This is a genomic window from Streptomyces sp. NPDC020845 (genome assembly GCF_044334165.1).
Classification (GTDB): domain Bacteria; phylum Actinomycetota; class Actinomycetes; order Streptomycetales; family Streptomycetaceae; genus Streptomyces.
This window is the reverse complement of the sequence record NZ_JBIRSJ010000022.1, coordinates 17,813-39,565: the sequence shown is the minus strand read 5'-3', so window position 1 is coordinate 39,565 and position 21,753 is coordinate 17,813. Positions and strand designations below refer to the sequence as shown.

The 21,753-nt window shown below is 69.9% G+C and carries 21 protein-coding genes and 1 tRNA gene; 4 read left to right on the top strand and 18 right to left on the bottom strand.

Features of this window, described 5'->3' with window-relative positions:
• Positions 1-2: 2 nt before the first annotated feature.
• The 5 genes from ACH4U7_RS44350 to dnaK form a co-directional block, all read right to left on the bottom strand.
• A complete protein-coding gene (locus tag ACH4U7_RS44350; protein WP_398533453.1) occupies positions 3-773 on the bottom strand; it encodes an SDR family NAD(P)-dependent oxidoreductase in 771 nt (256 codons plus the stop codon).
• Positions 774-971: 198 nt separating this feature from the next.
• Positions 972-1,424, bottom strand: coding sequence for a heat shock protein transcriptional repressor HspR (locus ACH4U7_RS44345; protein ID WP_398533452.1), 453 nt, complete (start codon positions 1,422-1,424; stop codon positions 972-974).
• A gap of 43 nt (positions 1,425-1,467) precedes the next feature.
• On the bottom strand, positions 1,468-2,643 hold the full coding sequence (dnaJ, locus tag ACH4U7_RS44340) for a molecular chaperone DnaJ (protein WP_398533451.1): 1,176 nt from the start codon (positions 2,641-2,643) through the stop codon (positions 1,468-1,470).
• A gap of 48 nt (positions 2,644-2,691) precedes the next feature.
• Positions 2,692-3,339 carry a nucleotide exchange factor GrpE gene (gene grpE / locus ACH4U7_RS44335; protein WP_398533450.1) on the bottom strand — a complete coding sequence of 216 codons (648 nt, stop codon included), beginning with the start codon at positions 3,337-3,339 and terminating at the stop codon, positions 2,692-2,694.
• Positions 3,336-5,210 (bottom strand): molecular chaperone DnaK, encoded by a 1,875-nt coding sequence (gene dnaK / locus ACH4U7_RS44330; protein WP_398533449.1) that lies wholly within the window; start codon positions 5,208-5,210, stop codon positions 3,336-3,338. Before dnaK ends, grpE begins: the two co-directional genes overlap by 4 nt.
• 338 nt (positions 5,211-5,548) lie before the next feature.
• Between dnaK and ACH4U7_RS44325 the strand changes: the two genes are divergently transcribed.
• Entirely contained in the window at positions 5,549-7,861 is a 2,313-nt protein-coding gene (locus ACH4U7_RS44325) for a (Fe-S)-binding protein (protein ID WP_398533448.1), read from the top strand.
• Positions 7,862-7,981: 120 nt separating this feature from the next.
• On the opposite strand, the gene ACH4U7_RS44320 is transcribed toward ACH4U7_RS44325, so the two are convergent.
• Complete coding sequence (locus ACH4U7_RS44320) at positions 7,982-11,299, bottom strand: SpoIIE family protein phosphatase (RefSeq protein WP_398533447.1); 3,318 nt, start codon at positions 11,297-11,299, stop codon at positions 7,982-7,984.
• A 1,057-nt stretch (positions 11,300-12,356) separates the two neighbouring features.
• Between ACH4U7_RS44320 and ACH4U7_RS44315 the strand changes: the two genes are divergently transcribed.
• Together ACH4U7_RS44315 and ACH4U7_RS44310 are read left to right on the top strand one after the other, a co-directional pair.
• On the top strand, positions 12,357-12,968 hold the full coding sequence (locus ACH4U7_RS44315; RefSeq protein ID WP_398533446.1) for an FG-GAP repeat protein: 612 nt from the start codon (positions 12,357-12,359) through the stop codon (positions 12,966-12,968).
• A 143-nt stretch (positions 12,969-13,111) separates the two neighbouring features.
• Positions 13,112-14,059: a Yip1 family protein gene (locus ACH4U7_RS44310; protein WP_398533575.1), complete on the top strand. Its 948-nt coding sequence runs from the start codon at positions 13,112-13,114 to the stop codon at positions 14,057-14,059.
• Between the two features lie 87 nt (positions 14,060-14,146).
• On the opposite strand, the gene ACH4U7_RS44305 is transcribed toward ACH4U7_RS44310, so the two are convergent.
• From ACH4U7_RS44305 to ACH4U7_RS44295, 3 genes are all read right to left on the bottom strand, one after another.
• Entirely contained in the window at positions 14,147-14,644 is a 498-nt protein-coding gene (locus tag ACH4U7_RS44305; RefSeq protein WP_398533445.1) for a phosphoribosyltransferase, read from the bottom strand.
• Positions 14,645-14,648: 4 nt separating this feature from the next.
• Complete coding sequence (dcd, locus tag ACH4U7_RS44300) at positions 14,649-15,224, bottom strand: dCTP deaminase (RefSeq protein WP_385622171.1); 576 nt, start codon at positions 15,222-15,224, stop codon at positions 14,649-14,651.
• Positions 15,225-15,328: 104 nt separating this feature from the next.
• The gene (locus tag ACH4U7_RS44295; protein WP_014178225.1) at positions 15,329-15,493 is read right to left on the bottom strand and encodes a hypothetical protein; all 165 of its coding nucleotides are present in this window, start codon (positions 15,491-15,493) and stop codon (positions 15,329-15,331) included.
• 257 nt (positions 15,494-15,750) lie between these two features.
• Here ACH4U7_RS44295 and ACH4U7_RS44290 point away from each other — a divergent pair.
• Positions 15,751-15,824 (top strand) — tRNA-Gly (locus tag ACH4U7_RS44290).
• Positions 15,825-15,885: 61 nt separating this feature from the next.
• Here ACH4U7_RS44290 and ACH4U7_RS44285 read toward each other — a convergent pair.
• The 9 genes from ACH4U7_RS44285 to ACH4U7_RS44245 form a co-directional block, all read right to left on the bottom strand.
• A complete protein-coding gene (locus ACH4U7_RS44285) occupies positions 15,886-17,043 on the bottom strand; it encodes a tyrosine-type recombinase/integrase (protein ID WP_398533444.1) in 1,158 nt (385 codons plus the stop codon).
• Positions 17,043-17,255, bottom strand: a complete 213-nt coding sequence (locus tag ACH4U7_RS44280) for an excisionase family DNA-binding protein (RefSeq protein WP_361192641.1) — start codon at positions 17,253-17,255, stop codon at positions 17,043-17,045. Before ACH4U7_RS44280 ends, ACH4U7_RS44285 begins: the two co-directional genes overlap by 1 nt.
• Complete coding sequence (locus ACH4U7_RS44275) at positions 17,248-18,540, bottom strand: replication initiator (protein ID WP_398533443.1); 1,293 nt, start codon at positions 18,538-18,540, stop codon at positions 17,248-17,250. Before ACH4U7_RS44275 ends, ACH4U7_RS44280 begins: the two co-directional genes overlap by 8 nt.
• 160 nt (positions 18,541-18,700) lie before the next feature.
• On the bottom strand, positions 18,701-18,997 hold the full coding sequence (locus ACH4U7_RS44270; protein ID WP_398533442.1) for a hypothetical protein: 297 nt from the start codon (positions 18,995-18,997) through the stop codon (positions 18,701-18,703).
• A gap of 39 nt (positions 18,998-19,036) precedes the next feature.
• Positions 19,037-19,222 carry a hypothetical protein gene (locus ACH4U7_RS44265; protein WP_398533441.1) on the bottom strand — a complete coding sequence of 62 codons (186 nt, stop codon included), beginning with the start codon at positions 19,220-19,222 and terminating at the stop codon, positions 19,037-19,039.
• Between the two features lie 13 nt (positions 19,223-19,235).
• Positions 19,236-19,424, bottom strand: a complete 189-nt coding sequence (locus ACH4U7_RS44260; protein ID WP_014177726.1) for a mobile element transfer protein — start codon at positions 19,422-19,424, stop codon at positions 19,236-19,238.
• A gap of 11 nt (positions 19,425-19,435) precedes the next feature.
• Positions 19,436-20,032: a DUF2637 domain-containing protein gene (locus tag ACH4U7_RS44255; RefSeq protein ID WP_398533440.1), complete on the bottom strand. Its 597-nt coding sequence runs from the start codon at positions 20,030-20,032 to the stop codon at positions 19,436-19,438.
• A complete protein-coding gene (locus ACH4U7_RS44250; protein WP_398533439.1) occupies positions 20,032-20,292 on the bottom strand; it encodes a hypothetical protein in 261 nt (86 codons plus the stop codon). The genes ACH4U7_RS44255 and ACH4U7_RS44250 overlap by 1 nt, the downstream gene beginning before the upstream one ends.
• 82 nt (positions 20,293-20,374) lie before the next feature.
• Positions 20,375-21,748 carry an FtsK/SpoIIIE domain-containing protein gene (locus ACH4U7_RS44245; RefSeq protein WP_398533438.1) on the bottom strand — a complete coding sequence of 458 codons (1,374 nt, stop codon included), beginning with the start codon at positions 21,746-21,748 and terminating at the stop codon, positions 20,375-20,377.
• Between the last annotated feature and the right edge of the window lie 5 nt (positions 21,749-21,753).

The window sequence follows — 21,753 nt, the reverse complement described above, 5'->3', positions numbered from 1 at the left end:
GATCACGCGGGGGCGATCGGACCGAGATAGGTCCCGCCCGAGACATCGATGGTCTGGCCGGTCACCCACCGGCCCCGCGGCCCCGCCAGGAACCCCACGACATCGGCGATGTCTTCCGGCTCGCCCAGCCGCCCCAGCGCCGTGATCGCCTCCAGCCCCGCGACCACCTCCGGCACGCAGGTGTATCCCGCGGTCATGTCGGTCCGCACCGCGCCGGGCGCGACCGTGTTCACCGTGACGCCGCGCCGGCCCAGCTCGTTGGCCAGCGACGGGGCCATCGACTCCAGTGCCGCCTTGCTGATGGTGTAGCCGATCTGCGTGGACACGGCGAACCGGCTGGCCGTCGAACCCATGTTGACGATGCGACCGCCGTCGTTCAGCAGCGGCAGCGCCCGCTGGATCACGAAGAACGGCGTGGCGACGTTGACCGCCAGCAGCCTGCCGAACTCCTCCTCGGTGACCCGCGCGATCGGGTTGCCAGAGCCGATGCCCGCGTTGTTGACCAGGATGTCCAGCCCGCGTCCCGCCAGACCGGTGGTCAGCTGCTCGAACAGCCGGTCCACCGCACCGTCCTCGCCGAACCGCGCCCGTACGGCGAACGCCCGGCCGCCGCTCTCCTCGATCCGCCTCACGGTCTCCTTGGCCGCGTCCTCGTCGCCACCGTAGTGAACGGCGACCTCAGCGCCCTCGGCCGCCAGCCGCAGCGCGACCGCCCGCCCGATCCCCCGCGATCCACCCGTCACCAGCGCCGTCTTGCCGGTCAGCATGCCCATCACTCTGCTCCGCGTTTCCAAGGCCGGTCCTCGGTGGACCCGGCGATGGCCCCACAGTGCCGACGGCGGCTCACCGCGCGCTCACCGTCGGCTCACCGGCGGAGAGCGCACCGCGCGGCCATCGCCCGGCCGGCAGCGAAACGGCCCGGTGACCGAAGGATCGGTCACCGGGCCACCGAGTCGGGATCAGGCCGGGGGCTACTCCGGCCGCTTGGGCTTGGGCCGCCATACCACCAGCGCGCTGGTCTGCCGGACCTGGTCGTAGGGGACCAGGTCGCGGCGGTAGGAGGCGTGGACCGCGGCCTCGCGCTGCTGCATCGCCGCGGCCGCGCCCTCGACCGCGGACTGGAGTTCGGCGACGCGCTCCTGGAGGGCGGCGACCTGGTTCTCCAGTTCGATGATGCGCTTGATACCGGCGAGGTTGATGCCCTCGTCCTGGGAGAGCTGCTGCACCTGGCGGAGCAGCTGGATGTCGCGGGCCGAGTAGCGGCGGCCGCGGCCGGCCGTGCGGTCGGGGGAGACCAGACCCAGACGGTCGTACTGGCGCAGGGTCTGCGGGTGCAGCCCGGAGAGCTGGGCGGCGACCGAGATGACGTACACCGGCGACTCGTCGGTCAGCTCGTACGGGTTGCGGCTCCTCGCCCCGCCCATGCCACTTCTGCCTCCGGGCCCTCGGCCAGACGTCTCCATCGGGTCACGCTCCCTTCGCGGACTGGAACAGCTCCGCCCGCGGGTCCTCCCCCGCGGTCGCCTCTCGGTACGACTCCAGCGCCTCGCGCGCCTCGTCGCTGAGGTCCTTGGGGACGGTGACCTCGACGGTGACCAGGAGGTCGCCGCGGGTGCCGTCCTTGCGCACCGCGCCCTTGCCGCGGGCGCGCATCGTGCGGCCGTTGGGCGTGCCGGCCGGCAGTTTGAGGGTGACCGGGGGGCCGCCGAGCGTGGGGACCTTGATCTCGCCGCCGAGCGCCGCCTCCGGGAGGGTGACGGGCACGGTGACGGTGAGGTTGTCGCCCTTGCGGCCGAAGACCGGGTGGGGGTCCACATGGACCACCACGTACAGGTCGCCGGCCGGGCCGCCGGTCTCGCCCGGGGCGCCCTTGCCGCGCAGCCGGATCCGCTGGCCGTCGCTGACGCCCGCGGGGATCCGGACCTGCATGGTGCGGGCGCTGCGGGCGCGCCCGCTGCCCTTGCAGGTCTCGCAGGGGTTCTGCGCGATCAGGCCGCGGCCGCGGCAGTCCACGCACGGGTCGGTGAGCGAGAAACCGCCCCCGCCGCCGCGGCTGACCTGGCCGGTGCCGACGCAGGTCGGGCACACGCGGGGGGTGCCGTTCTTGTCGCCGGTGCCCGAGCACGCCTTGCACGGGGCCTGGCTGGACATCCGCAGCGGGACCGTGGCGCCCTCCACCGCCTCGGTGAAGCTCAGCGTCACCTCGGACTCGATGTCCTGGCCGCGGCGCGGCTGGGCACGGGTGCCGGCGCCACGGTTGAAGAGTCCGCCGAAGACGTCCCCGAGGCCGCCGCCGAAGCCGCCGGCCGCTCCGCCGCCGCCCTGGGCGCCGCCGAAGAGGTCGCCGAGGTCGAAGTTGAAGCTGCCGGGGCCGCCCGCGCCCGGCCCCGGGCGGAATCCGCCGTTGCCGAACAGGGCGCGGGCCTCGTCGTACTCCTTGCGCCGCTTGGGGTCGCCGAGGACGTCGTTCGCCTCGGAGATCTCCTTGAAGCGCTCCTCGGCCTTGGCGTCGCCCTTGTTGGCGTCCGGGTGGAACTCGCGGGCGAGCTTCCGGTACGCCTTCTTGATCTCCGCCTCGGTGGCGTCCTTGGGGACGCCGAGGACCTTGTAGTAGTCCTTCTCGACGAAGTCCTTGGTGCTCATCCTCGACGTCCCTCCTTTCCTGCCACCGCTGTCACGTCAGCTGTCACGTCAGCCCTCGTCCGGGCCACCGCTCTCCTCGTCCGGCGTCTCGTCCCCCTTGGGCTGGGCGCCCGGCTGGGGCTCGGCGACCGCGACCCGCGCCGGGCGGATCGTACGCTCGCCGATTCGATACCCCGGCTGCAGAATCTGCACGCACGTGGTTTCGGTGACGTCCGGCGCGTACGAGTGCATCAGCGCCTCGTGCACCAGCGGGTCGAAGGGCTCGCCCTCCGTGCCGAACTGCTGCAGCCCCATCTTTCCCGCGACCGTCTCCAGCGATTCGGCGACGGACTTGAAGCCGCCGACGAGCTCGCCGTGGTCACGGGCGCGGCCGATGTCGTCGAGCACGGGCAGCAGCTCGGTCAGGAGGTTCGCCACGGCGATCTCCTTGACCGTGACCCGGTCCCGCTCGACCCGGCGTCGATAGTTCTGGTACTCCGCCTGGAGCCGCTGGAGGTCGGCCGTCCGCTCGTTGAGCGCGGTGCGGACCTGGTCCAGCTGGGCCTGGATGGCCACCTGCTCGAGGTCCCCTGCCGGGGCTGCCGGGCCCGCCTTGTCGGCGGACCCGGCGGCACCCTTGGCCGCATCGTCAGGGGTCTGTGCGGCCTCGGAGGGGACGTCGGGCTGCTCCTCGAAGCCCGGGGTCTCCTCCGTCACGCGGCACCACCCTGGCCCTGGCCCTTGTTGTCAGCCTTCTCGTCGTCCACGATCTCGGCGTCCACGACGTCGTCGTCGGCCTTGGCCTGGCCGCCGCCGGCCGCGCCCGCTCCACCCGCCGCGCCCGCGCCGTCCGCCTGGGCGTTGGCGTACAGCGCCTGGCCCAGCTTCTGGCTGACGGCCGCGACCTTCTCGGTGGCGGTGCGGATCTCGGCGGTGTCGTCGCCCTTGAGCTTTTCCTTCAGCTCGCCGAGCGCGGTCTCGACCTCGGTCTTGACGTCGCCGGGGACCTTGTCCTCGTTGTCCTTGAGGAACTTCTCGGTCTGGTAGACCAGCTGCTCGGCCTGGTTGCGGGTCTCGGCGGCCTCGCGGCGCTTGTGGTCCTCCTCCGCGTACTGCTCGGCCTCGCGCATCATGCGGTCGATGTCGTCCTTCGGCAGCGCGGAGCCGCCGGTGACGGTCATCTTCTGCTCCTTGCCGGTGCCGAGGTCCTTGGCGCCGACGTGCATGATGCCGTTGGCGTCGATGTCGAAGGTGACCTCGATCTGCGGCACGCCGCGCGGGGCCGGCGGCAGGCCGGTCAGCTCGAACATGCCGAGCTTCTTGTTGTACGCCGCGATCTCGCGCTCGCCCTGGTAGACCTGGATCTGCACGGACGGCTGGTTGTCCTCGGCCGTGGTGAAGATCTCCGAGCGCTTGGTCGGAATGGTCGTGTTGCGCTCGATCAGCTTGGTCATGATGCCGCCCTTGGTCTCGATACCGAGGGACAGCGGGGTGACGTCCAGCAGCAGGACGTCCTTGACCTCACCCTTGAGGACACCGGCCTGGAGCGAGGCGCCGATGGCGACGACCTCGTCCGGGTTGACGCCCTTGTTGGCCTCCTTGCCGCCGGTCAGCTCCTTGACGAGCTCGGCGACGGCGGGCATCCGGGTCGAGCCGCCGACCAGGACCACGTGGTCGATCTCGGAGAGGGCGATGCCCGCGTCCTTGATCACGTTGTGGAAGGGGACCTTGCAGCGCTCGAGCAGGTCGCTGGTCAGCTGCTGGAACTGGGCGCGGGTGAGCTTCTCGTCCAGGTGCAGCGGGCCCTCGGCGGACGCCGTGATGTAGGGCAGGTTGATGGTGGTCTCGGTCGAGCTGGAGAGCTCGATCTTCGCCTTCTCAGCGGCCTCGCGGAGGCGCTGAAGGGCCATCTTGTCCTTGGACAGGTCGACGCCGTGGCCGTTGTTGAACTGCTTGACCAGGTAGTCGACGACGCGCTGGTCCCAGTCGTCACCACCGAGGTGGTTGTCACCGTTGGTGGCCTTGACCTCGACCACGCCGTCGCCGATCTCCAGCAGCGAGACGTCGAAGGTGCCGCCGCCGAGGTCGAAGACCAGAATGGTCTGGTCGTCCTTCTCGAGCCCGTAGGCGAGGGCGGCGGCGGTAGGCTCGTTGACGATACGCAGGACGTTGAGGCCCGCGATCTCACCGGCTTCCTTGGTGGCCTGGCGCTCGGCGTCGTTGAAGTACGCCGGGACGGTGATGACCGCGTCCGCGACCTTCTCGCCCAGGTAGGCCTCGGCGTCCCGCTTGAGCTTCTGCAGAATGAAGGCGCTCATCTGCTGCGGGTTGAAGTTCTTGCCGTCGAGGTTGATGTGCCAGTCGGTGCCCATGTGGCGCTTGACCGACCGGATGGTCCGGTCCACGTTGGTCACGGCCTGGCGCTTGGCGACCTCACCGACCAGGACCTCGCCGTTCTTGGCGAAGGCGACGACGGACGGCGTGGTCCTGGCGCCCTCGGCGTTGGTGATGACGGTGGGCTCACCGCCTTCGAGCACACTGACGACGGAGTTCGTCGTACCCAGGTCGATGCCGACCGCACGAGCCATTTCGCAATCCTCCAGCTACACAGCATTGAGTGGAACAGGCTCAAGAGTGCATGATCAACTTCTGTGTGTCAACAGACCTGAGTCCAGCAGGCTCAACTTTTATATGGCTCTTATGGACAGGACACGGACAAGAGGAGGGGAGGGCCGAGGACATGACCCCCCATGCGACCCCCACACGACCCCCGCGGACGCGACCAAAGGCGCGGCCAAGCGACGGCCAAGCGACGCAGATCACCGGCCGGTCGACTACATAGGCCAGCGCTTCCCCGGGTAATCTCGGTCAAGACCCGATAAGTTACTGCTTAGTAATTCCGCTCTCGCAGGTTCGAGGAGCCCCCATGCAACTCGCCGCGATCATCGTGTCGCTGGTCCTCACCGCGGTCGGCGTTGCCCTGCTCGGCCGCGCCATCGCGCAGTTCGTGCGCTTCTTCAAACTCGGCGCGCCGGTGCCGGCGGGCGCCCGGACCGACAACCCCTATCAGCGCAGCGTGACGCTGGTGAAGGAGTTCCTGGCGCACACCCGGATGAACAAGTGGGGCATCGTCGGCATCGCCCACTGGTTCGTCGCGATCGGCTTCCTGACCCTGCCGCCGACCATCATCAACGCCTACGGCCAGCTCTTCCAGGCGGACTGGACGCTGCCGATCCTCGGCGGCTTCCTCCCGTACGAGCTGTACGTCGAGTTCATCGGCACGATGACCACGCTCGGCATCGCGACCCTGATCGTGATCCGGCTGCTCAACCTGCCCAGCCGGGCAGGCCGCAAGTCGCGGTTCGCCGGCTCCACGGCCTGGCAGGCGTACTTCGTCGAGTACGTCATCCTCATCATCGGCCTGGCGATCATGGCGCTGCGTGGCACGGAAGGCGCGCTGCACCACGTCGACTCGTACGAGCCGGAGTACTTCGCCTCGTATCCGCTGGTGCTGCTCTTCAAGAGCCTCAGCGTCGGCACGGTGCAGAACCTGACCTACCTGTTCGCGATGATCAAGCTCGGCACCACGATGGTCTGGATGATCATGGTCTCCACGAACATCGACATGAGCGTCGCCTGGCACCGCTTCCTCGCCTTCCCCAACATCTGGTTCAAGCGCGAGTCGAGCGGGGACGTGGCGCTCGGCGCGCTGCAGCCGATGACCTCGGCCGGCAAGCCGATCGACTTCGAGGACCCGGGCGAGGACGACCAGTTCGGCGTCTCGCAGATCGAGCACTTCTCCTGGAAGGGCCTGCTCGACTTCTCCACCTGCACCGAGTGCGGCCGCTGCCAGTCGCAGTGCCCCGCCTGGAACACCGGCAAGCCGCTCTCCCCCAAGCTGCTGATCATGTCGCTGCGCGACCACTCGCACGCCAAGGCGCCGTATCTGCTCGCGGGCGGCGGCAAGGACGCCGAGGGGGAGGAGAAGGCGAGCGCTGAACAGCTCAAGGACGTGCCCGCCGCCGCCCTCGCCGAGGCCGAGCGGCCGCTGATCGGCACGCTGGCGGCTGCATCTGATAGCGGCTCTGCCGCGGGCGGCGTCATCGACCCCGATGTGCTGTGGTCCTGCACCACCTGCGGCGCCTGCGTCGAGCAGTGCCCGGTCGACATCGAGCACGTCGACCACATCGTGGACATGCGCCGCTACCAGGTGATGATCGAATCCTCGTTCCCGTCGGAGGCGGGCACGATGCTCAAGAACCTGGAGAAGAAGGGCAACCCCTGGGGGCTCGCGAAGAAGCAGCGGCTCGCATGGACCAAGGAAGTCGAATTCGAGGTCCCGGTCGTCGGCAAGGACGTCGAGGACCTGTCCGAGGTCGACTACCTCTACTGGGTCGGCTGCGCGGGCGCCCTGGAAGACCGCGCGAAGAAGACCACCAAGGCCTTCGCGGAACTGCTGCACATCGCGGGCGTCAAGTTCGCGATCATGGGCGGCGACGAGGCGTGCACCGGTGACTCCGCCCGCCGCCTCGGCAACGAATTCCTCTTCCAGCAGCTCGGCCAGCAGAACGTCGAGATGCTGAACATGGCCTTCGGCGAAACTGTGTCCGATAGCGGCTCCGCCGCGGGTTCCGACGGTGTGGTCGTCGAGAAGTCCAAGAAGAAGATCGTCGCGACCTGCCCGCACTGCTTCAACACCATCGCGAACGAGTACCCGCAGCTCGGCGGCCACTACGAGGTGATCCACCACACCCAGCTGCTCCAGCACCTCATCGACGAGGGCAAGCTGATCCCGGTCACCCCGGTCGAAGGGCTCATCACCTACCACGACCCCTGCTACCTGGGCCGGCACAACAAGGTCTACACCCCGCCGCGCGAGATCATCGCCAAGGTGCCGGGGCTGCGCAACGAGGAGATGCACCGCCACAAGGAACGCGGCTTCTGCTGTGGCGCGGGCGGCGCCCGGATGTGGATGGAAGAGCGCATCGGCAAGCGCATCAACGACGAGCGCGTGGACGAGGCGCTGTCCCTCAACCCGGACATCGTCTCCACCGCCTGCCCGTTCTGCCTCGTCATGCTGACCGACTCCGTCAACGGCAAGAAGAATGATGGAAAGGCAAAGGAGTCGCTGCAGGTCGTGGACGTCGCGCAGCTGCTGCTCGACTCCGTCAAGACGCCCGCGGAGCCGGAGGACGACGGTGAGACGGCGGAGGAACCGGAGCCGGAGCCGGTGAAGTAGCCGCCGATCACCGCGGACTCGCCGATCTCCGAACGTGCCGACGGGCTTGATCCGACTGACCGGATCAAGCCCGTCGGGCGTTGGGGCCACGGCGCCTTCACGCTGCTGGGGCAGACCGCCCTACCCCCGCCGCTTACCGCGCTCCGGCAGCGTCTGCTCCGTCCAGATGACCTTGCCCTCCGCCGTGTATCTCGTCCCCCACCGGTCGGCGAAGCGCGAGACGAGGAACAGCCCGCGCCCGCCCTCGTCCTCCGTCGCCGCGTACCGCAGATGCGGCGAGGTGCTGCTGGTGTCGGACACCTCGCAGATCAGGCTGCGGTCGCACAGCAGCCGCACCCGGATCGGCCCGGTCGCGTACCGGATCGCGTTGGTGATCAGCTCGCTGAGGATGAGCTCGGTGGTGAACGCGACGTCGCCCAGATCCCACTCGGCCAGCCGCGCCGCCACGGCGGCGCGCACCGCGGAGACCAGGGCCGGTTCGGACGGCACCTCCCAGTCCGCGATCCGCTCCGGCTCCAGCACCCGCGTACACGCGACGATCAGCGCGATGTCGTCGCCGGGGGTGTCGGGCAGCATCTCGGCGAGCACCGCCGTACAGGTCTCCTCCGGCGTCCGCCCGGCGTGGGAGAGGGAGGCGCGCAGCAGCTCCAGGCCCTCCTCGATGTCCCGGTCGCGCTTCTCGACCAGGCCGTCGGTGTAGAGCACGAGATGGCTGCCCTCGGGCAGCTGCAGCTCCACCGTCTCGAAGGGCAGGGTGCCCAGGCCCAGCGGCGGCCCGGCGGGCACCTCGGGGAACTCCACCGAGCCGTCGGGGGCGACCACCGCGGGCGGCGGATGTCCGGCCCGGGCCATCGTGCAGCGCCGGGACACCGGGTCGTAGATCGCGTACAGACAGGTGGCGCCGATGATCACACCGCCGCCGTCCAGGCTCTCCGAGGTCTCGTCCTGGTCGATCCGCGCGATCAGATCGTCCAGGTGGGAAAGGATCTCGTCGGGCGGGAGGTCGAGGGTCGAGAAGTTGTGCACGGCGGTACGCAGCCGCCCCATCGTGGCCGCGGCATGCAGTCCATGGCCGACCACATCGCCCACCACCAGCGCCACTCGAGCCCCCGGCAGCGGAATCACATCGAACCAGTCACCACCCACCCCCGACTCCGCCGGCAGATAGCGATACGCCACATCCAGCGCGCTCTGCTCGGGCAGCACCTGCGGCAGCAGGCTGCGCTGCAGCGTCACGGCCATCGTGTGCTCGCGGGTGTAGCGCCGCGCGTTGTCGATGGACACCGCGGCCCGGGCGACCAGCTCCTCCGCGAGGGAGACATCGTCCTCCTCGAAGGGCTCGGGCTTCTCCGAGCGCATGAACGTGGCGATGCCCAGGATCACGCCCCGGGCCCGCAGCGGGACCGCGATCATGGAGTGGATGCCGCGGTCGACGATCGCCCGCGCCCGCTCCGGATCGTGCTCATGCCACCCGGCGAAGTCGGGAAGTACGGCCTCCACCGTCGTCTCACCGCTGGCGTAGCCCTTGGCCTGGGGCGTGGCCGGGCCGTAACGGATCATCCCGCCCAGCGGATAGAGCGGTACGTCCTCGCGGATACCGCTGAGGGCGGTGCGGCGCAGCGAGGTGCGCGCCGTGGCGCCGCTGCCCGTCGCCGCACCGTTCGGCTCCTCGCCGCGCAGCACCGGGTCCACCAGGTCCACCGCCACATAGTCGGCGAACCGTTCCACCGCGTACTCGGTCAGCTCCTGGGCCGTACGCACCACATCCAGCGTGGTGCCGATCCGCAGGCCCGCGTCGTACAGCAACTTCAGCCGCTTGCGCGCCAGATCGACCTTGCCGGACAGCGTGCGCAGCTCGGTGGTGTCCCGGAGGGTCGCGACGCTGCCGGGCGGCCCGCCGTTGCGGTCGGTCGGCCGGTGGCTGACGGTCAGCAGCCGCTCCCCCGCCTTGTGCACCTCGTCGGTGGCGGCGCGGCCCGACACCAGCAGCTCGGCCGTGCTCTCGTCGAAGCCGAGGTCGGCGACGGGGCGCCCCTCGGCGTCCGGCGGCAGGTCGAACAGCCGGCGCGCCTCGTCGTTGGCCAGCATCAGCCGCCGGTCGCCGTCGACGATCAGCACGCCCTCCCGTACGGCATGCAGCACCGCGTCATGGTGCTCGTACATCCGGGTCATCTCGCCCGGGTCCAGGCCATGGGTCTGCCGCCGCAGCCGCCGACTGACCAGCGCCGTACCGCCCATGGCCAGGGTGAGGGCGGCGGCGACACCGCCGAGGAGGATCGGCAGCTGCCGGTCGACCGCGCCGCTCACCTTCTTCACCGTGATCCCGGCGGCGACCAGTCCGACGACCTTGCCCCGGCTGTCGGTGACGGGCACCACGGCCCGTACGGAGGGGCCCAGTGTGCCCGTGGACGTCTCCGTGACGGTGCCGCCCTCCGCGGCCTCGCGGTAGCTCCCGCGGAAGTGGTGGCCGATCTCGCTCGCGGTGGGGTGGGTGTAGCGGATCCCGTCCGTCGTCAGGACGACGATGAAGTCGACGCCGGCCCTGTTGCGGGCGCGCTCGGCGCGCGGCTGCAGGATCGCGGTGGGGTCGGGGGAGCGCAGCGCCTCGACCATGCCCGGGGCGCTGGCGAAGGCCTCGGCGACGGCCAGCGAGCGGCGGCGGGCCTCCAGGTCGGTGTCGTGCCTGGACTGCAGCACGAGGGCCGCCGCGGCGGCGACGGCGAGCAGCAGCACGACCGCCACTTGCAGGAAGAACACCTGGCTCGCGACCGTACGGGTGAGGCGGAGTACGCCGCGCAGCACGGCGCGCCGCACGGACCGGGCGGGGCGGGTCGGGCGGGAGAAGGGGGCAGGGGCGGGGGCGGGGGCGGGGGCGGGGGCGGGCCGGGCGACGCGGCCGGCGGGCTCGCGGGTCTCCGGGGCACGGCTTTGTGGGGCACGGCCGCGTGGGGCTCGGCTGCGTGGGGCACGGCCGCCCGAAGCGCGACCTTCCGAGGCACGGCCGCCCGGGGCACGGCCGCCCGGGGCACGGCCGCCCGGTTCATCGCTTCCCAGGTCGCGGCCGTCTCGGCCGTCGGGCTCCGGGGGCGGCTCAGGGCCGCCGTCGGGCGACGGTAACGGCTGCGGAATCGCTTCGCCATGGTGCTCGCCGACCTCGGCCCCGGCCCCAGCCCCGGCCCCGGCCCCGGCCCCGGCCCCGGCCACAGCTTCCGCACACGGCCCGGCCCCGTCCCCTGCTTCGGCCCCAGCCCCGCCCTCGGCCTCCGCGCGCGGGCGTGCGCGGCGCCCGCGCTGCCGACGGTCGGTCAGCGCGCGGGCCAGCGGCACCCGGGACAGGCCGAAGGGTCCGGCCGTGTCACCGTCACCGCTTCTGTCGCTCTCGTCCTCCGGCGGGCGGGCGGCATCCGCCGCGGCCGGCCGACCACTTGTATCCGACATCTGTCTACGCTCCACCCACCCCCCTCCCCCGCGTCCTTTTCACCCGCTCAAAAACCACCCGCATGCCGTGCAGTACGACCATGGCCGCCCCCGCCTCAACCGCTCCGAACATGACTCGATCCTGACCGCGAATTGGCCCTTCTCACAACAACGTTGCGGATCTCTACAGGATCATGCCCCAAACCTCCGCACAGGAATGTCCTGAACAGCCCTTCCGCACCAAAAGTCATCTCTACAGCCAACCAGATCTTCCGAAACCGAAACGCTCGGAAGATACCGATATACACCCCCTGTCCCACCGATACAGAGAGCGCTTCGGCTCCACTCCCCTCACCCCGGAACAACGACAACTGACTCGCGCTCCCTGCCAGTTCGCCTTCACAACACCCCCCGCACCATGGACGCGCAACCCTCCGAACGCCCCACGAGTCACACCCGCCAGGAGTTCCCGGCTCCACATAAGGCCGCCCCCGGGAGGCCGTAACGTACGCGCTCCCCCGTGCGCCCCCTACGCCCCGCGCGCCCCCTCGGCGGCGCCGTCACAAGAAGCAACAGCCGCACACGTACCACCACCGCACCCCCGAGGAGCCCGCCCATGCACCCCCGCAGCCGAAGGACCCCGCGCCCGCCGCCGCCCCGGGGCGCTGGCCTGCGCCGCGGCGACTCTGGCGGCGCTGCTCACCGCATGCGGCAGCTCCGGCGGTTCCGGCGACGACGGCCTCAAGGACCCCAAGGACCCCAGGGGCCAGAAGGGGGACGAGCGGACCACGGCGCCCGGTGGCTCCCGCTCCGGCGCCCCGGTCATCACCCCCACCGCAACCGCGCCCATCCCCCGGGGCAAGGGCAGCAAGTTGCCCGACGACCTCAACGGCGACGGCTACCCCGAACTCGCGCTCCCGCTCGTCGGGAGCAAGGAAGAGACCCAGCCCACCCGGCTCGCCCCTAATGACCCTCGGTTCGCCTCCGGGCGCTCGGGTCCGGTGCCGACACTCCTCGACACTGCGCTCGCTCGTTCCTCGCTCCCTTGGTCTCATCGCTTTCGACACCGGAGCGCCCTTTGGCTCACTCGGGACGTCCACGGCTCGTCCCGCGGCGCCAACCCCGCCACCCGCACACGCTGCGCAAGGGCAACGCGATCGCCTTCGGCGACTTCGACGGGGACGGCACGCGGGATGTGGCGGTCGGCGACAGCGGCACCCGTAACGACGAGCCGGGCTACGAGACGGAAGCGCCGGATGTGGACCACACGCTGACCGTCTACACGAAGAAGACCCCCAAGGACGCGCCCATCAAGATCGCGAACATGGCGGGCGGCCTGGCAGCCGCCGACACCGACGGGAACGGCACCGACGAGCTGGCCGTGGCGCTCGATACGGGCGGCGTCGAGCTCATCACCGTCCAGCCGGACTCCCCGGGCGACATCGCGCGCCGCCACACCCTCACCCGTACGGCCCCCGCCCACGTGGACAGCGAGAAGATACGGAAGACCCGGCGCGCCGCCCGGCTCTACGGCGCCCGCGACTTCGACCAGGACGAGGTCGTCCTCGCCTGGGGCCGCGAGGCGGTCTTCGCCCTGTACGGTGACCGGCCGGAGTGGTGGTGGATCACCGACGGCACGGCCGACAAGACCGCGTTCAACGCCAAGCCCTTCACCACGGACACCCACTGACGGTCACCGACCGACCGGCAAACCCCCGCCCACCCGGGGGAAAACCCCTCAGGGTCCCCCTAAGGGATGTCACAGGTCGGCCGCAATGCCGGACCTGTTCTGAGAGGTCCGGCACCCCAGTCGCTACGACCGGGTACGTTCGAATCGTGGCTGGATTCAGGATCGGACGCGGACGGGACTCCCGGTCCGCGCAACAAGGGCAGCAGCAACCACCGCAGCAGCAGCCGTACGGCCGGCAGCCGCCGCCGCACGGCGGGCAGCCGCCGCAGTGGCAGCAGCCCGCCTCACACGGAGAGCCGGAGTACTTCGGCGGCCAGGACCCGTACTACGGCCCGCAGCAGGGCCACGGCCAGGGCCCGGGCTATGGCCAGGGCGGCGGCTCGTACAGCAACAACAATCCGGGCCATACGCAGCAGTTCAGTGTCGGCGAGGCGCCCGACGCCTACGACCCGTACGGCCAGGACCCCGGCTACGGCCCCGGCCCCGGCTCGTACGACGACGGCTACGGCAACACCTACCGCGCCGGCGCCTCCACCGCCCCACCGGCCGGCCCCCGCCTGCCCTGGAAGCAGCTGCTGAGCGGCATCGTGCTGCGCCCGTCGGCCACCTTCTGGCAGATGCGCGACTACGCGATGTGGGGCCCGGCCCTGATCGTGACGTTCGTCTACGGCCTGCTCGTGGTCTTCGGCTTCGACCAGGCCCGCGAGGACGTGCTGAACGCCTCGATGGGCAACAGCATCCCGTGGATCCTCGTCACCGGCGTCGCCGTCGTGATCAGCGGCCTGATCCTGGGCGCGGTCACCCACACCCTGGCCCGCCAGCTGGGCGGCGACGGCTCGTACGCCCCGACGATCGGCCTGTCGATGCTGATCATGTCCATCACGGACGCACCACGGCTGGTGTTCGCGCTGTTCCTGGGCGGGGACAGCCCGACGGTGCAGGTGCTGGGGTGGGCGACCTGGCTGGCGGCGGGCGCGCTGTTCACGTCGATGGTGAGCAAGTCGCACGACCTGCCGTGGCAGAAGGCGCTGGGGGCGTCGGCGATCCAGCTGATCGCGCTGCTGTCGCTGCTGAAGCTGGGCACCCTGTAAGAAACGCGCAGAGGGGCCCCGCAGGGCCCCTCACCCGACTCTCCTCGGCAGACCTCGGGCAGGCAGGTGCAGGCAGGTGCAGGCAGGTCAGGCGTCCAAAACCTGCCCGGCCCGCCGTACGACGGGCGGCTCGACGCTCCAGGGGAAGTTGATCCAATCCTCGGTGCGCTTCCAGACGTACTCGCACTTCACGAGCGACTGCGACTTCTCGTAGATCACCGCGCTGCGCACCTCGGCGACCGTGCCGACGCAGAAGTCGCGTACGAGCTTGAGCGTCTTGCCGGTGTCGGCGACATCGTCCGCGATCAGGACCTTCTTCTCGGAGAAGTCGATCGCGTTGGGCACGGGCGCGAGCATCACCGGCATATCGAGCGTCGTCCCGACGCCGGTATAGAACTCCACATTCACCAGATGGATGTTCTTGCAGTCCAGCGCATACGCCAGCCCACCCGCGACGAAGACCCCGCCGCGCGCTATGGACAGCACGATGTCCGGCTCGTACCCGTCATCCGCGATCGTCTGCGCCAGCTCCCGCACCGCCGTGCCGAAGCGCTCGTACGTCAGGTTCTCCCGCTGCTCACTCACCGGCTCACACCTTCGTCCGGTGGAAGTTCTGATACGAACGCGACGGCGTCGGCCCGCGCTGCCCCTGGTAGCGGGAGCCATAACGCTCCGACCCGTACGGATGCTCGGCCGGCGAGGTCAGCCGGAACATACACAGCTGCCCGATCTTCATCCCCGGCCACAGCTTGATCGGCAACGTGGCCACATTCGACAACTCCAGGGTCACATGCCCCGAGAACCCGGGGTCGATGAACCCGGCCGTGGAGTGCGTCAGCAACCCCAGCCGCCCGAGGCTCGACTTCCCCTCCAGCCGCGAGGCGATGTCATCCGGCAGCGAGATCACCTCGTACGTCGAGGCGAGCACGAACTCCCCGGGATGCAGGATGAACGCGTCATCCCCCTCCGGCTCCACCAGCCGCGTCAGATCCGGCTGCTCCACCGCCGGGTCGATATGCGGATAACGGTGGTTCTCGAACACCCGGAAGAAGCGGTCCAACCGCACATCGATGCTCGACGGCTGCACCATCACGGGATCGAACGGATCGATCCGTACCCGCCCGGCGTCGATCTCGGTCCGGATGTCCTTGTCTGAGAGAAGCACGCAACGAGGATACGCAACCAAACCCATGACCTGGGCCCGGCCCATCCGGACCGGGCCCCCGCCGCAATGATCAGAACCCGGCGGCCATCAGACCGCAGCGGCCCCTACCGCTTCCCACCGGCCACCGGCACCGCCTGCCGCAACCGCGCACAACGCGGACAGCGCAGCAGCCGACCGGGGCCGATCCGGTCGACGGTGAGGTGCTGCATCGGGAACGAAGCGGTGCTGAACACATGCCCTTCGGCACAACGGACGACGGTGCGCTCCATTGAGTCCCTTCCCCATAAACAACGTGGACAACAAAAGCCACATTAGGGGATCAACCACCCACCACTCCACGCGGCACTCCGCCCCCACGGTACGCCCCAACTCCCCCACCCTTATAGCGGCTTCCCGCCCGTCCCGCCCCTGCCTCAAGTCCCCGTCAAACCCTCCCGAAGAACACGAAAACCCCACGGCAAATGCGCCGGGGGTCGGGCATGGGGTACAGTGTGCGACGATGCGACACCGACGGATGGTGTGCCTCGCGGGTGTAGTTTAATGGTAGAACATGAGCTTCCCAAGCTCAGAGCGCGGGTTCGATTCCCGTCACCCGCTCCACGACGAAGGCCCAGGTCAGAGACCCGGGCCTTGTTTGTTGTCTAGACCTATTTAGCGCCTTCTAAGCGTCGCGCACCAGATCCGCACCAGATGCCGCCTCAGCAGCCTTCTGCCGGTCGGCGCGCACGAGAGCATCGATCCCGGCGGCCACCTCCTTCTGTCGCTCTGTGGTCGAGTGCTGATAGATCAACGCGGCTCGTTCGGAGGACTGCCCGGCGCGGACCATGGTGTCCTTGAGCGTCGCGCCGGACTGGGTCGAGAGGGTGTGCCCGGTGTGACGAAGATCGTAGAAACGGAAGTCATCAGGAAGTCCGACTTTCGCCCGCGCCCTACGCCACTTCCGCCCGAACGACGACCGCCGGAACGGCGCGCCCTTCTCACCGACGAAGAGCAGCCCGTTCGGCTCCTTCTCGGCGAACCACTTCAGATGCCGCTCCAGGTCCTTGCGCATGAAGCCGGGCAACACGATGAACCGCTTCCCCGCCTCGGACTTCGTATCGCCCACCACCCGCCGACCGGTTGTCAGCTCAGGCGCAGCCCGGCGCACCCACACCCCGACCGCGTCCAGGTCCACGTCAGGCCGCCGCAGCTCGGCTTGCTCCTCGGGGCGAGCAGGGCCGTACGCGGCGATGTAGACCATGAGCCGCCACCGGGGCCCGATCGCGTCCGCCAAGGCGTCCACCTGCTCAACAGTGGCTATGGGCCGCTCGCTGGCAGACTCCTTGCCCGCACCGCGAATCCGGCACGGGTTGCGGCGGATCAGCTCATCCTCAACGGCCGTCTCCAAGATGGCCTTCAACAACCGGTACGACTTCGCAACGGTCGTTGTCCCAGTCGCCTCCAAACGCTCAGCGCGCCAGGTCCGCACACGCGGAGGCGTGATCTCGCCCAGGTCCCAGACCTGGAAGGTCGGCAGGATGTGCAGCCGCAGGAGCCGCCGGTACAGCTCTTCTGTGGTGGGCGAAAGCCCACGCTCCTTCACCCACCGCAAGGCGTACTCCTCGAAGTTGACGGCGCCCGCGTTGGGGTCCTGCCAGTCTCCGCGCGTCAGATCCGCCTCAACCTGAGACAGCCACACCTCAGCGTCCTTCTTGGTGTCGAACGTCCCCGGCGAACGCTGCTCTTGCCCGTCCGGCGCCAGGTAGCTCGCGGTCCAACGCCCCGACCGGTACTGACGGACCGAGCCGAAGCGGCGCCGGTTGCCCTTCCTGTTCCCCATCAGGCAGCCCTCCCGAGGCGACGCCGCCGAGGCTGTACCGGCCGCACGGTGTTGGCGTCGATGTACTCCTGAATGACGCTCGCCGGGATACGGACGTGGCGACCAACCTTGACGTAGGCGATGCGCCGCTCGGCGACCAGGCGCCGAGGGAAACGATCGGTGGTGCCCAGCAGCTCGGCGACCTCTCTGACGCTGAGGTACCGGTCACGCATGGGTAGGTTCTCCTTCCGTTCCAGGGGCGGGGGTGACGGTGGCGGCGAGCCATTCCTCAGCAGGGGTGAGACCGGTCCCGGCGTAGACCCAGTGGGCGAGGACGAGCGTGGTGTCTTCCTGCTCCAACTCGGCGGCGACTTGGGCCCGACGCCAAGCGGCGCGAGCATCACGGAGCGCGCCGAGGGTGGTGGAGTAGCGGCGGGACTTGGTGGAGAAGTGGCCCCGGAAGCCGAGCATGTGAGCCCAGGCGCGCAGCCGGAGGTGTTCCAGGTCCTTGCGGCCGCCGAGGGCCCAGGCTGTTCGGATGAGGCGGCGGGTGTGCTCGGGGACGTCGATCTGAGCGAGTTCGGCGATGAGCCGTATCGGCCGGTCGAGGGCACCGGTCGCCGTCTCGGCGCCTTTGGTGGCGTACTTGGCGATGTACGCGGCGACCGCCCGATCGGTGAGGGCCGTTCCGCCGTCGAGTTCGGGCCCACGGATAGGCCGCACGTCGAGCTGAGCCCCGAAGGCGAAACGGTAAGCCCGACCATGGATCACCGGCCCCTTCACCTGTGCTTTTGCTGCCGCAGCGCGGATCGCTTCGGTCAGCAGCTCGGTGGTGGCCCAGGCCGGCGGCGGGGTGTCACCTCCCTCCGGACCATCCAGCCGGATGACGGCGTGGAAGTGGACGGCGCCGCGCTTCTGGTACTCGGCGACTTTGGCGAAGGACAGCCGAGCATGGTCACGGAAGGCCTGTTGCGTGAGCCCGGCGCGCTTGGCGACCTCTCGCCTCAGGTAGATCGAGAACCGCCGCCACAGGGGCCCGGCGTGGGCGTTCCAGAGCACCGCGGATTCGTAGTCGTACGTGTCCGGGTTCAGCGGAGCGCCAAGCACGTCGTCGTCCTGGTCGTGGCGGACGCCGCAGCGGCAGCGCCGGACGGTGCCGCCGGGGCCGGTGGGCCGGTTGTGGACCGGGCCGAAACTCGGTGCGGTGAAGGTGGCGAAGACGCGCGGGTGCGTGGCTACGTCCTCAGGGGTGCCTTTGCCGCCGCGTAGTCCGGCGGTGATCAGGTGGAAGGTGTCGCGGCGGTAGACCTCGGCGCAGGCCGGACAGCGGGTGACACGGCGGTTGTTGCAGCGGACCAGCAGATGCCCGGCGGGCAGCTCGGCGGAGTCCAGGTGGCGGAGGACGCGCCCGATCTCGCCGGTCTGCCGGTCGACCTGGTGCTCGGTGCGGTGGCCGTCGAGGCGGATCGGGCGAGTGCAGCCGCCGAGGCCGGAGAGTTGGCGGAGCAGGGCGGGCATGGTGCCGAGTGCTGCCAGGGTGCCCAGTTCGGGCAGCGGTGGCGGGGTGGTGCGGGTGATGATGGGGTCTCCTCTTTCGGCTCTGGTCGGGAGGGGGTTGGGCTGCCGGGGTGGCGGATGCTTGGCGGTATCGAGGCCGCCCCGGCAGTCGTGTTGTGGTTCAGCGGCGCCGCTGGCTGCTGAGCAGTGAGCGCATGACGACGGCGGCGACCGCGACGGAGATAGCCGTGACGGCGACGGCGGCGAGCAGAGCCGTCAGGACGATGCCGACCGTGACCACGGCGGCGACGGTCCCAGCGCTGAGCCCGGGCAACATCCGATGAGCGGGCGCAGGCGCGGGGGCGGTGTGCTGGCAGGAGCAGGCCGGGGCGTGCCCGTGCTGGACGGCCGGGACGCTCGGGCTAATCACGTGGGTTGAGGGCAGGGCGGGGGCCTCGGGGAACTTGGGTCGGAACACGATGGATCTCCTCTCAGCTACTCGTCTAGGCGAGTTGGATCAGCGGTTGACGACGTCCACGCCGGAGCGCGTACCGGATTCAATGACCGGGGCGAGAACGGTGTGGGAGAGCCAGAAGCCGAACAGAGCGATCACGACGACCACCCACACACGAACACCGAGGAACTTGATGGCGAACCAGGTGATGCCTCCGAGGACGAAGATCAGAGGCAGGCTGATAGTCACGGACGGATCTCCTTCAGCGAACGGGGCAGCGGTGGGTACGGGCGGCCAGCTCGGCGGCGGCCCGGGTGTCGTAGTCGGCGGAGAAGTCACAGCGCGGCGCGGTGCATACGGCGGTGTGCTTCTCGCGGCCCCGCTGGTCGTAGGCGGTGCCGACCCGGACAGGGCCGATGCGAGCGATGTTGCGGAAGCGACGGAGCGACATGGGGACTCTTCTCAGAGACGGGCGGCGATGGCGTCGGCGAGCGGCGCGGGCACGCCGAGGCGGGCGCGCAGAGTGTCGGGGTCGATGGGCGAGCCGGTACGGGCGTGGTGTTCGTCGGCGAGCTTGCGCGCGTGGGTGACGAGCGCGGCCGGAACGTGTGGGACAGGCAGTTGCGGCTTCTCGGGTTCCGGTTCGGCGAGTGGCCCCGCGGCTTCCGGCTCGACAGCCACCGGCACGGAAGCGGCAGCGGGCGCGGTATGGGCCAGCAGGGTTCCGCCGAGGAAGGCCACGGCGGGCCATCCGGCGACGAGGATGCGCAGCCAGGCCGGTACGTTGTCCAGGTCGAGCAGCCCGGCGGTGGCGACGTTGGCGCCGAGCGACGCGGCCAAGGCGACGAGGAACCAGCACCAGCCCGCCGCCTTGGAAGCCCCGGACCGCAACCGCCTCCAGGCCGCGACGAGCAGCAAGTCCACGGAGACCGGATAGGCCCAGGCTTTCCAGCCGTCCTGTCCGGCCGCCGAGGCGAGGTCGTGCAGGTGGGCGAAGGACAGCGCGGCGGCGATGACCGCTTGGATCAGTACGGCGTCGAGGCGGACAGGCAGCCGCATCACGGTTGTCCGTCCGGCTTCTGGTCGCCGTCGGCCCGCGCGGCCGTGTACGTCTCCAGTGCCTTGACGTAGTCGGCGGCGGTGGTGGCGAGCGCGTGAGCGAAGGCGAGTTGATCGGCCACGGGAATCCGGCCGAAGGACGAGACGGACAGCGTGTGGTCCCGGCCATCGAGAGTGAGGATCGGAGGGCTTTTGGTGCCGTATTCGTTCAGGCGGACGGTGGTTCCTGCGTCGGCGTAGAAGGCCATCGAGGCGGTCATCAGGGTTCATCTCCACGTTTTGGCATGGCGGGGGTAGGGACTTGGCGCGAAGCGGTCGCGCCGACCGTGAGAGGAAGGCGGGTTACTTGGTGACCGTGACCGGCTTGACCAGCGTCGGAGCGTTCACCGGGACGGCCGGCACGGCGGGCCGGAACGGTTGGAGCGCGGGCAGGTCCGGCACCAGGTGCGCGTTGTCGCGGCAGGTGGCGGCAGCGTCGGCGAGGGACAGGTAAGGGGTGCGGGTGCGGGACCAGCCGCCGGAGGTGTCCCCGGCGACCGCGAGGCCGGGCCGCTCGGGGGCGATAGCGCAGGCCGCGCCGACCGCTTCCGGGGCGATGTCGCCCAGCGCCATCTTGGCGGAGGCTTCATCGTTCACGCGGTGGCAGACCCGACCGGTCAGCTGAGCCCGCAGCATCGTTGCACCCTTGCCCAGCTCGGCGCCGAACCGCTGCCCGCACACCTCCAGGTAGATGCCCGCCGCCCGGCCGAGTTGGGCAAGCCTGATGAGCTGGGTGACCATCTCATCCCGCCGCTCCTCGTCCTTCCGGGTCGCGACGAGGAACAGCTCGGCCACCTCGTCCACGAGCAGCACCACCGGCACCGGCCGCTCATCCTCCGGCAAGCCCCAGATGTCAGAGGTGATCTCCTCATCCGGAGTGCTGGGGGCGATGCCCTGCCGAGCCTTGATCAAGTCGTACCGGTCCTCCATCAACTCAACGAGCACAGGCAGCAACTCGGCCGCCTGCACAGGATCGGTCGCCAGCGCCGACAGCCGGGGAGCGAACGGCGCCAGCTCCACACCCCGTTTGCAGTCGATCCCGACCAGCGCGACCGGATGCCGCGCCAGGCCGGTGATCAAGTGCCGCAGGAACATCGACTTCCCCGACAACGTCGCGCCGAGGGTGAGCTGATGTGGGATAGCCCGGTAGTCCCGTACGAACGGCGTCGCGTCCTCCCGCAGCGCCACCGGCACCTTGAGGAACCCGCCCGCCGTCTTGCGAGGCATCCGGACCTTCCGCAGGACGTCGAAGCCGATCAGCCGCAACTCGACCACACCCGGCTTGATCTCCTCGACATACGCGCCGTGGACGCCCCAGGCGTGCCGGAGCCGTTCGGCCGAGGCTGCCACGTCGGCGGGTTCCTGGCCTGGGGCCAGCCGCAGCCGGACCCGAAGCCCGGTTGATGTCGGCCGGATGATCCCGCGTCGCGGCGGGACCGGCCGGACTTCTCGGCGGGTGAGCGCGTGAATCGCCCAGGCCCGGAGCCGGGACGGTGGCACGGTCAGCCCGCAGGCATCCATGACCGCCCCGTACGAGCCGAGCAGCTTCACCGTGGAGACCGGCAGCCCGACCGTCGACCAGTACGCGGCCGGGTGCTTGACCCGGAGGTAGGCGGCCCCGCCGACCGTCGCGGCAACGGGACCACCCACCTCCAGCAGCGTTGTCACATCGGTCATCAGGC

Excerpts from the sequence above, each read along its gene's own strand:
- ACH4U7_RS44350 (WP_398533453.1), bottom strand. The coding sequence starts at position 773 with ATGGGCATGCTGACCGGCAAGACGGCGCTGGTGACGGGTGGATCGCGG.
- ACH4U7_RS44345 (WP_398533452.1), bottom strand. The coding sequence starts at position 1,424 with ATGGGCGGGGCGAGGAGCCGCAACCCGTACGAGCTGACCGACGAGTCG.
- dnaJ (WP_398533451.1), bottom strand. The coding sequence starts at position 2,643 with ATGAGCACCAAGGACTTCGTCGAGAAGGACTACTACAAGGTCCTCGGC.
- dnaK (WP_398533449.1), bottom strand. The coding sequence starts at position 5,210 with ATGGCTCGTGCGGTCGGCATCGACCTGGGTACGACGAACTCCGTCGTC.
- ACH4U7_RS44325 (WP_398533448.1), top strand. The coding sequence starts at position 5,549 with ATGCAACTCGCCGCGATCATCGTGTCGCTGGTCCTCACCGCGGTCGGC.
- ACH4U7_RS44320 (WP_398533447.1), bottom strand. The coding sequence starts at position 11,299 with ATGTCGGATACAAGTGGTCGGCCGGCCGCGGCGGATGCCGCCCGCCCG.
- ACH4U7_RS44295 (WP_014178225.1), bottom strand. The coding sequence starts at position 15,493 with ATGGAGCGCACCGTCGTCCGTTGTGCCGAAGGGCATGTGTTCAGCACC.
- ACH4U7_RS44285 (WP_398533444.1), bottom strand. The coding sequence starts at position 17,043 with ATGGGGAACAGGAAGGGCAACCGGCGCCGCTTCGGCTCGGTCCGTCAG.
- ACH4U7_RS44280 (WP_361192641.1), bottom strand. The coding sequence starts at position 17,255 with ATGCGTGACCGGTACCTCAGCGTCAGAGAGGTCGCCGAGCTGCTGGGC.
- ACH4U7_RS44275 (WP_398533443.1), bottom strand. The coding sequence starts at position 18,540 with ATGCCCGCCCTGCTCCGCCAACTCTCCGGCCTCGGCGGCTGCACTCGC.
- ACH4U7_RS44260 (WP_014177726.1), bottom strand. The coding sequence starts at position 19,424 with ATGTCGCTCCGTCGCTTCCGCAACATCGCTCGCATCGGCCCTGTCCGG.
- ACH4U7_RS44255 (WP_398533440.1), bottom strand. The coding sequence starts at position 20,032 with ATGCGGCTGCCTGTCCGCCTCGACGCCGTACTGATCCAAGCGGTCATC.
- ACH4U7_RS44250 (WP_398533439.1), bottom strand. The coding sequence starts at position 20,292 with ATGACCGCCTCGATGGCCTTCTACGCCGACGCAGGAACCACCGTCCGC.
- ACH4U7_RS44245 (WP_398533438.1), bottom strand. The coding sequence starts at position 21,748 with ATGACCGATGTGACAACGCTGCTGGAGGTGGGTGGTCCCGTTGCCGCG.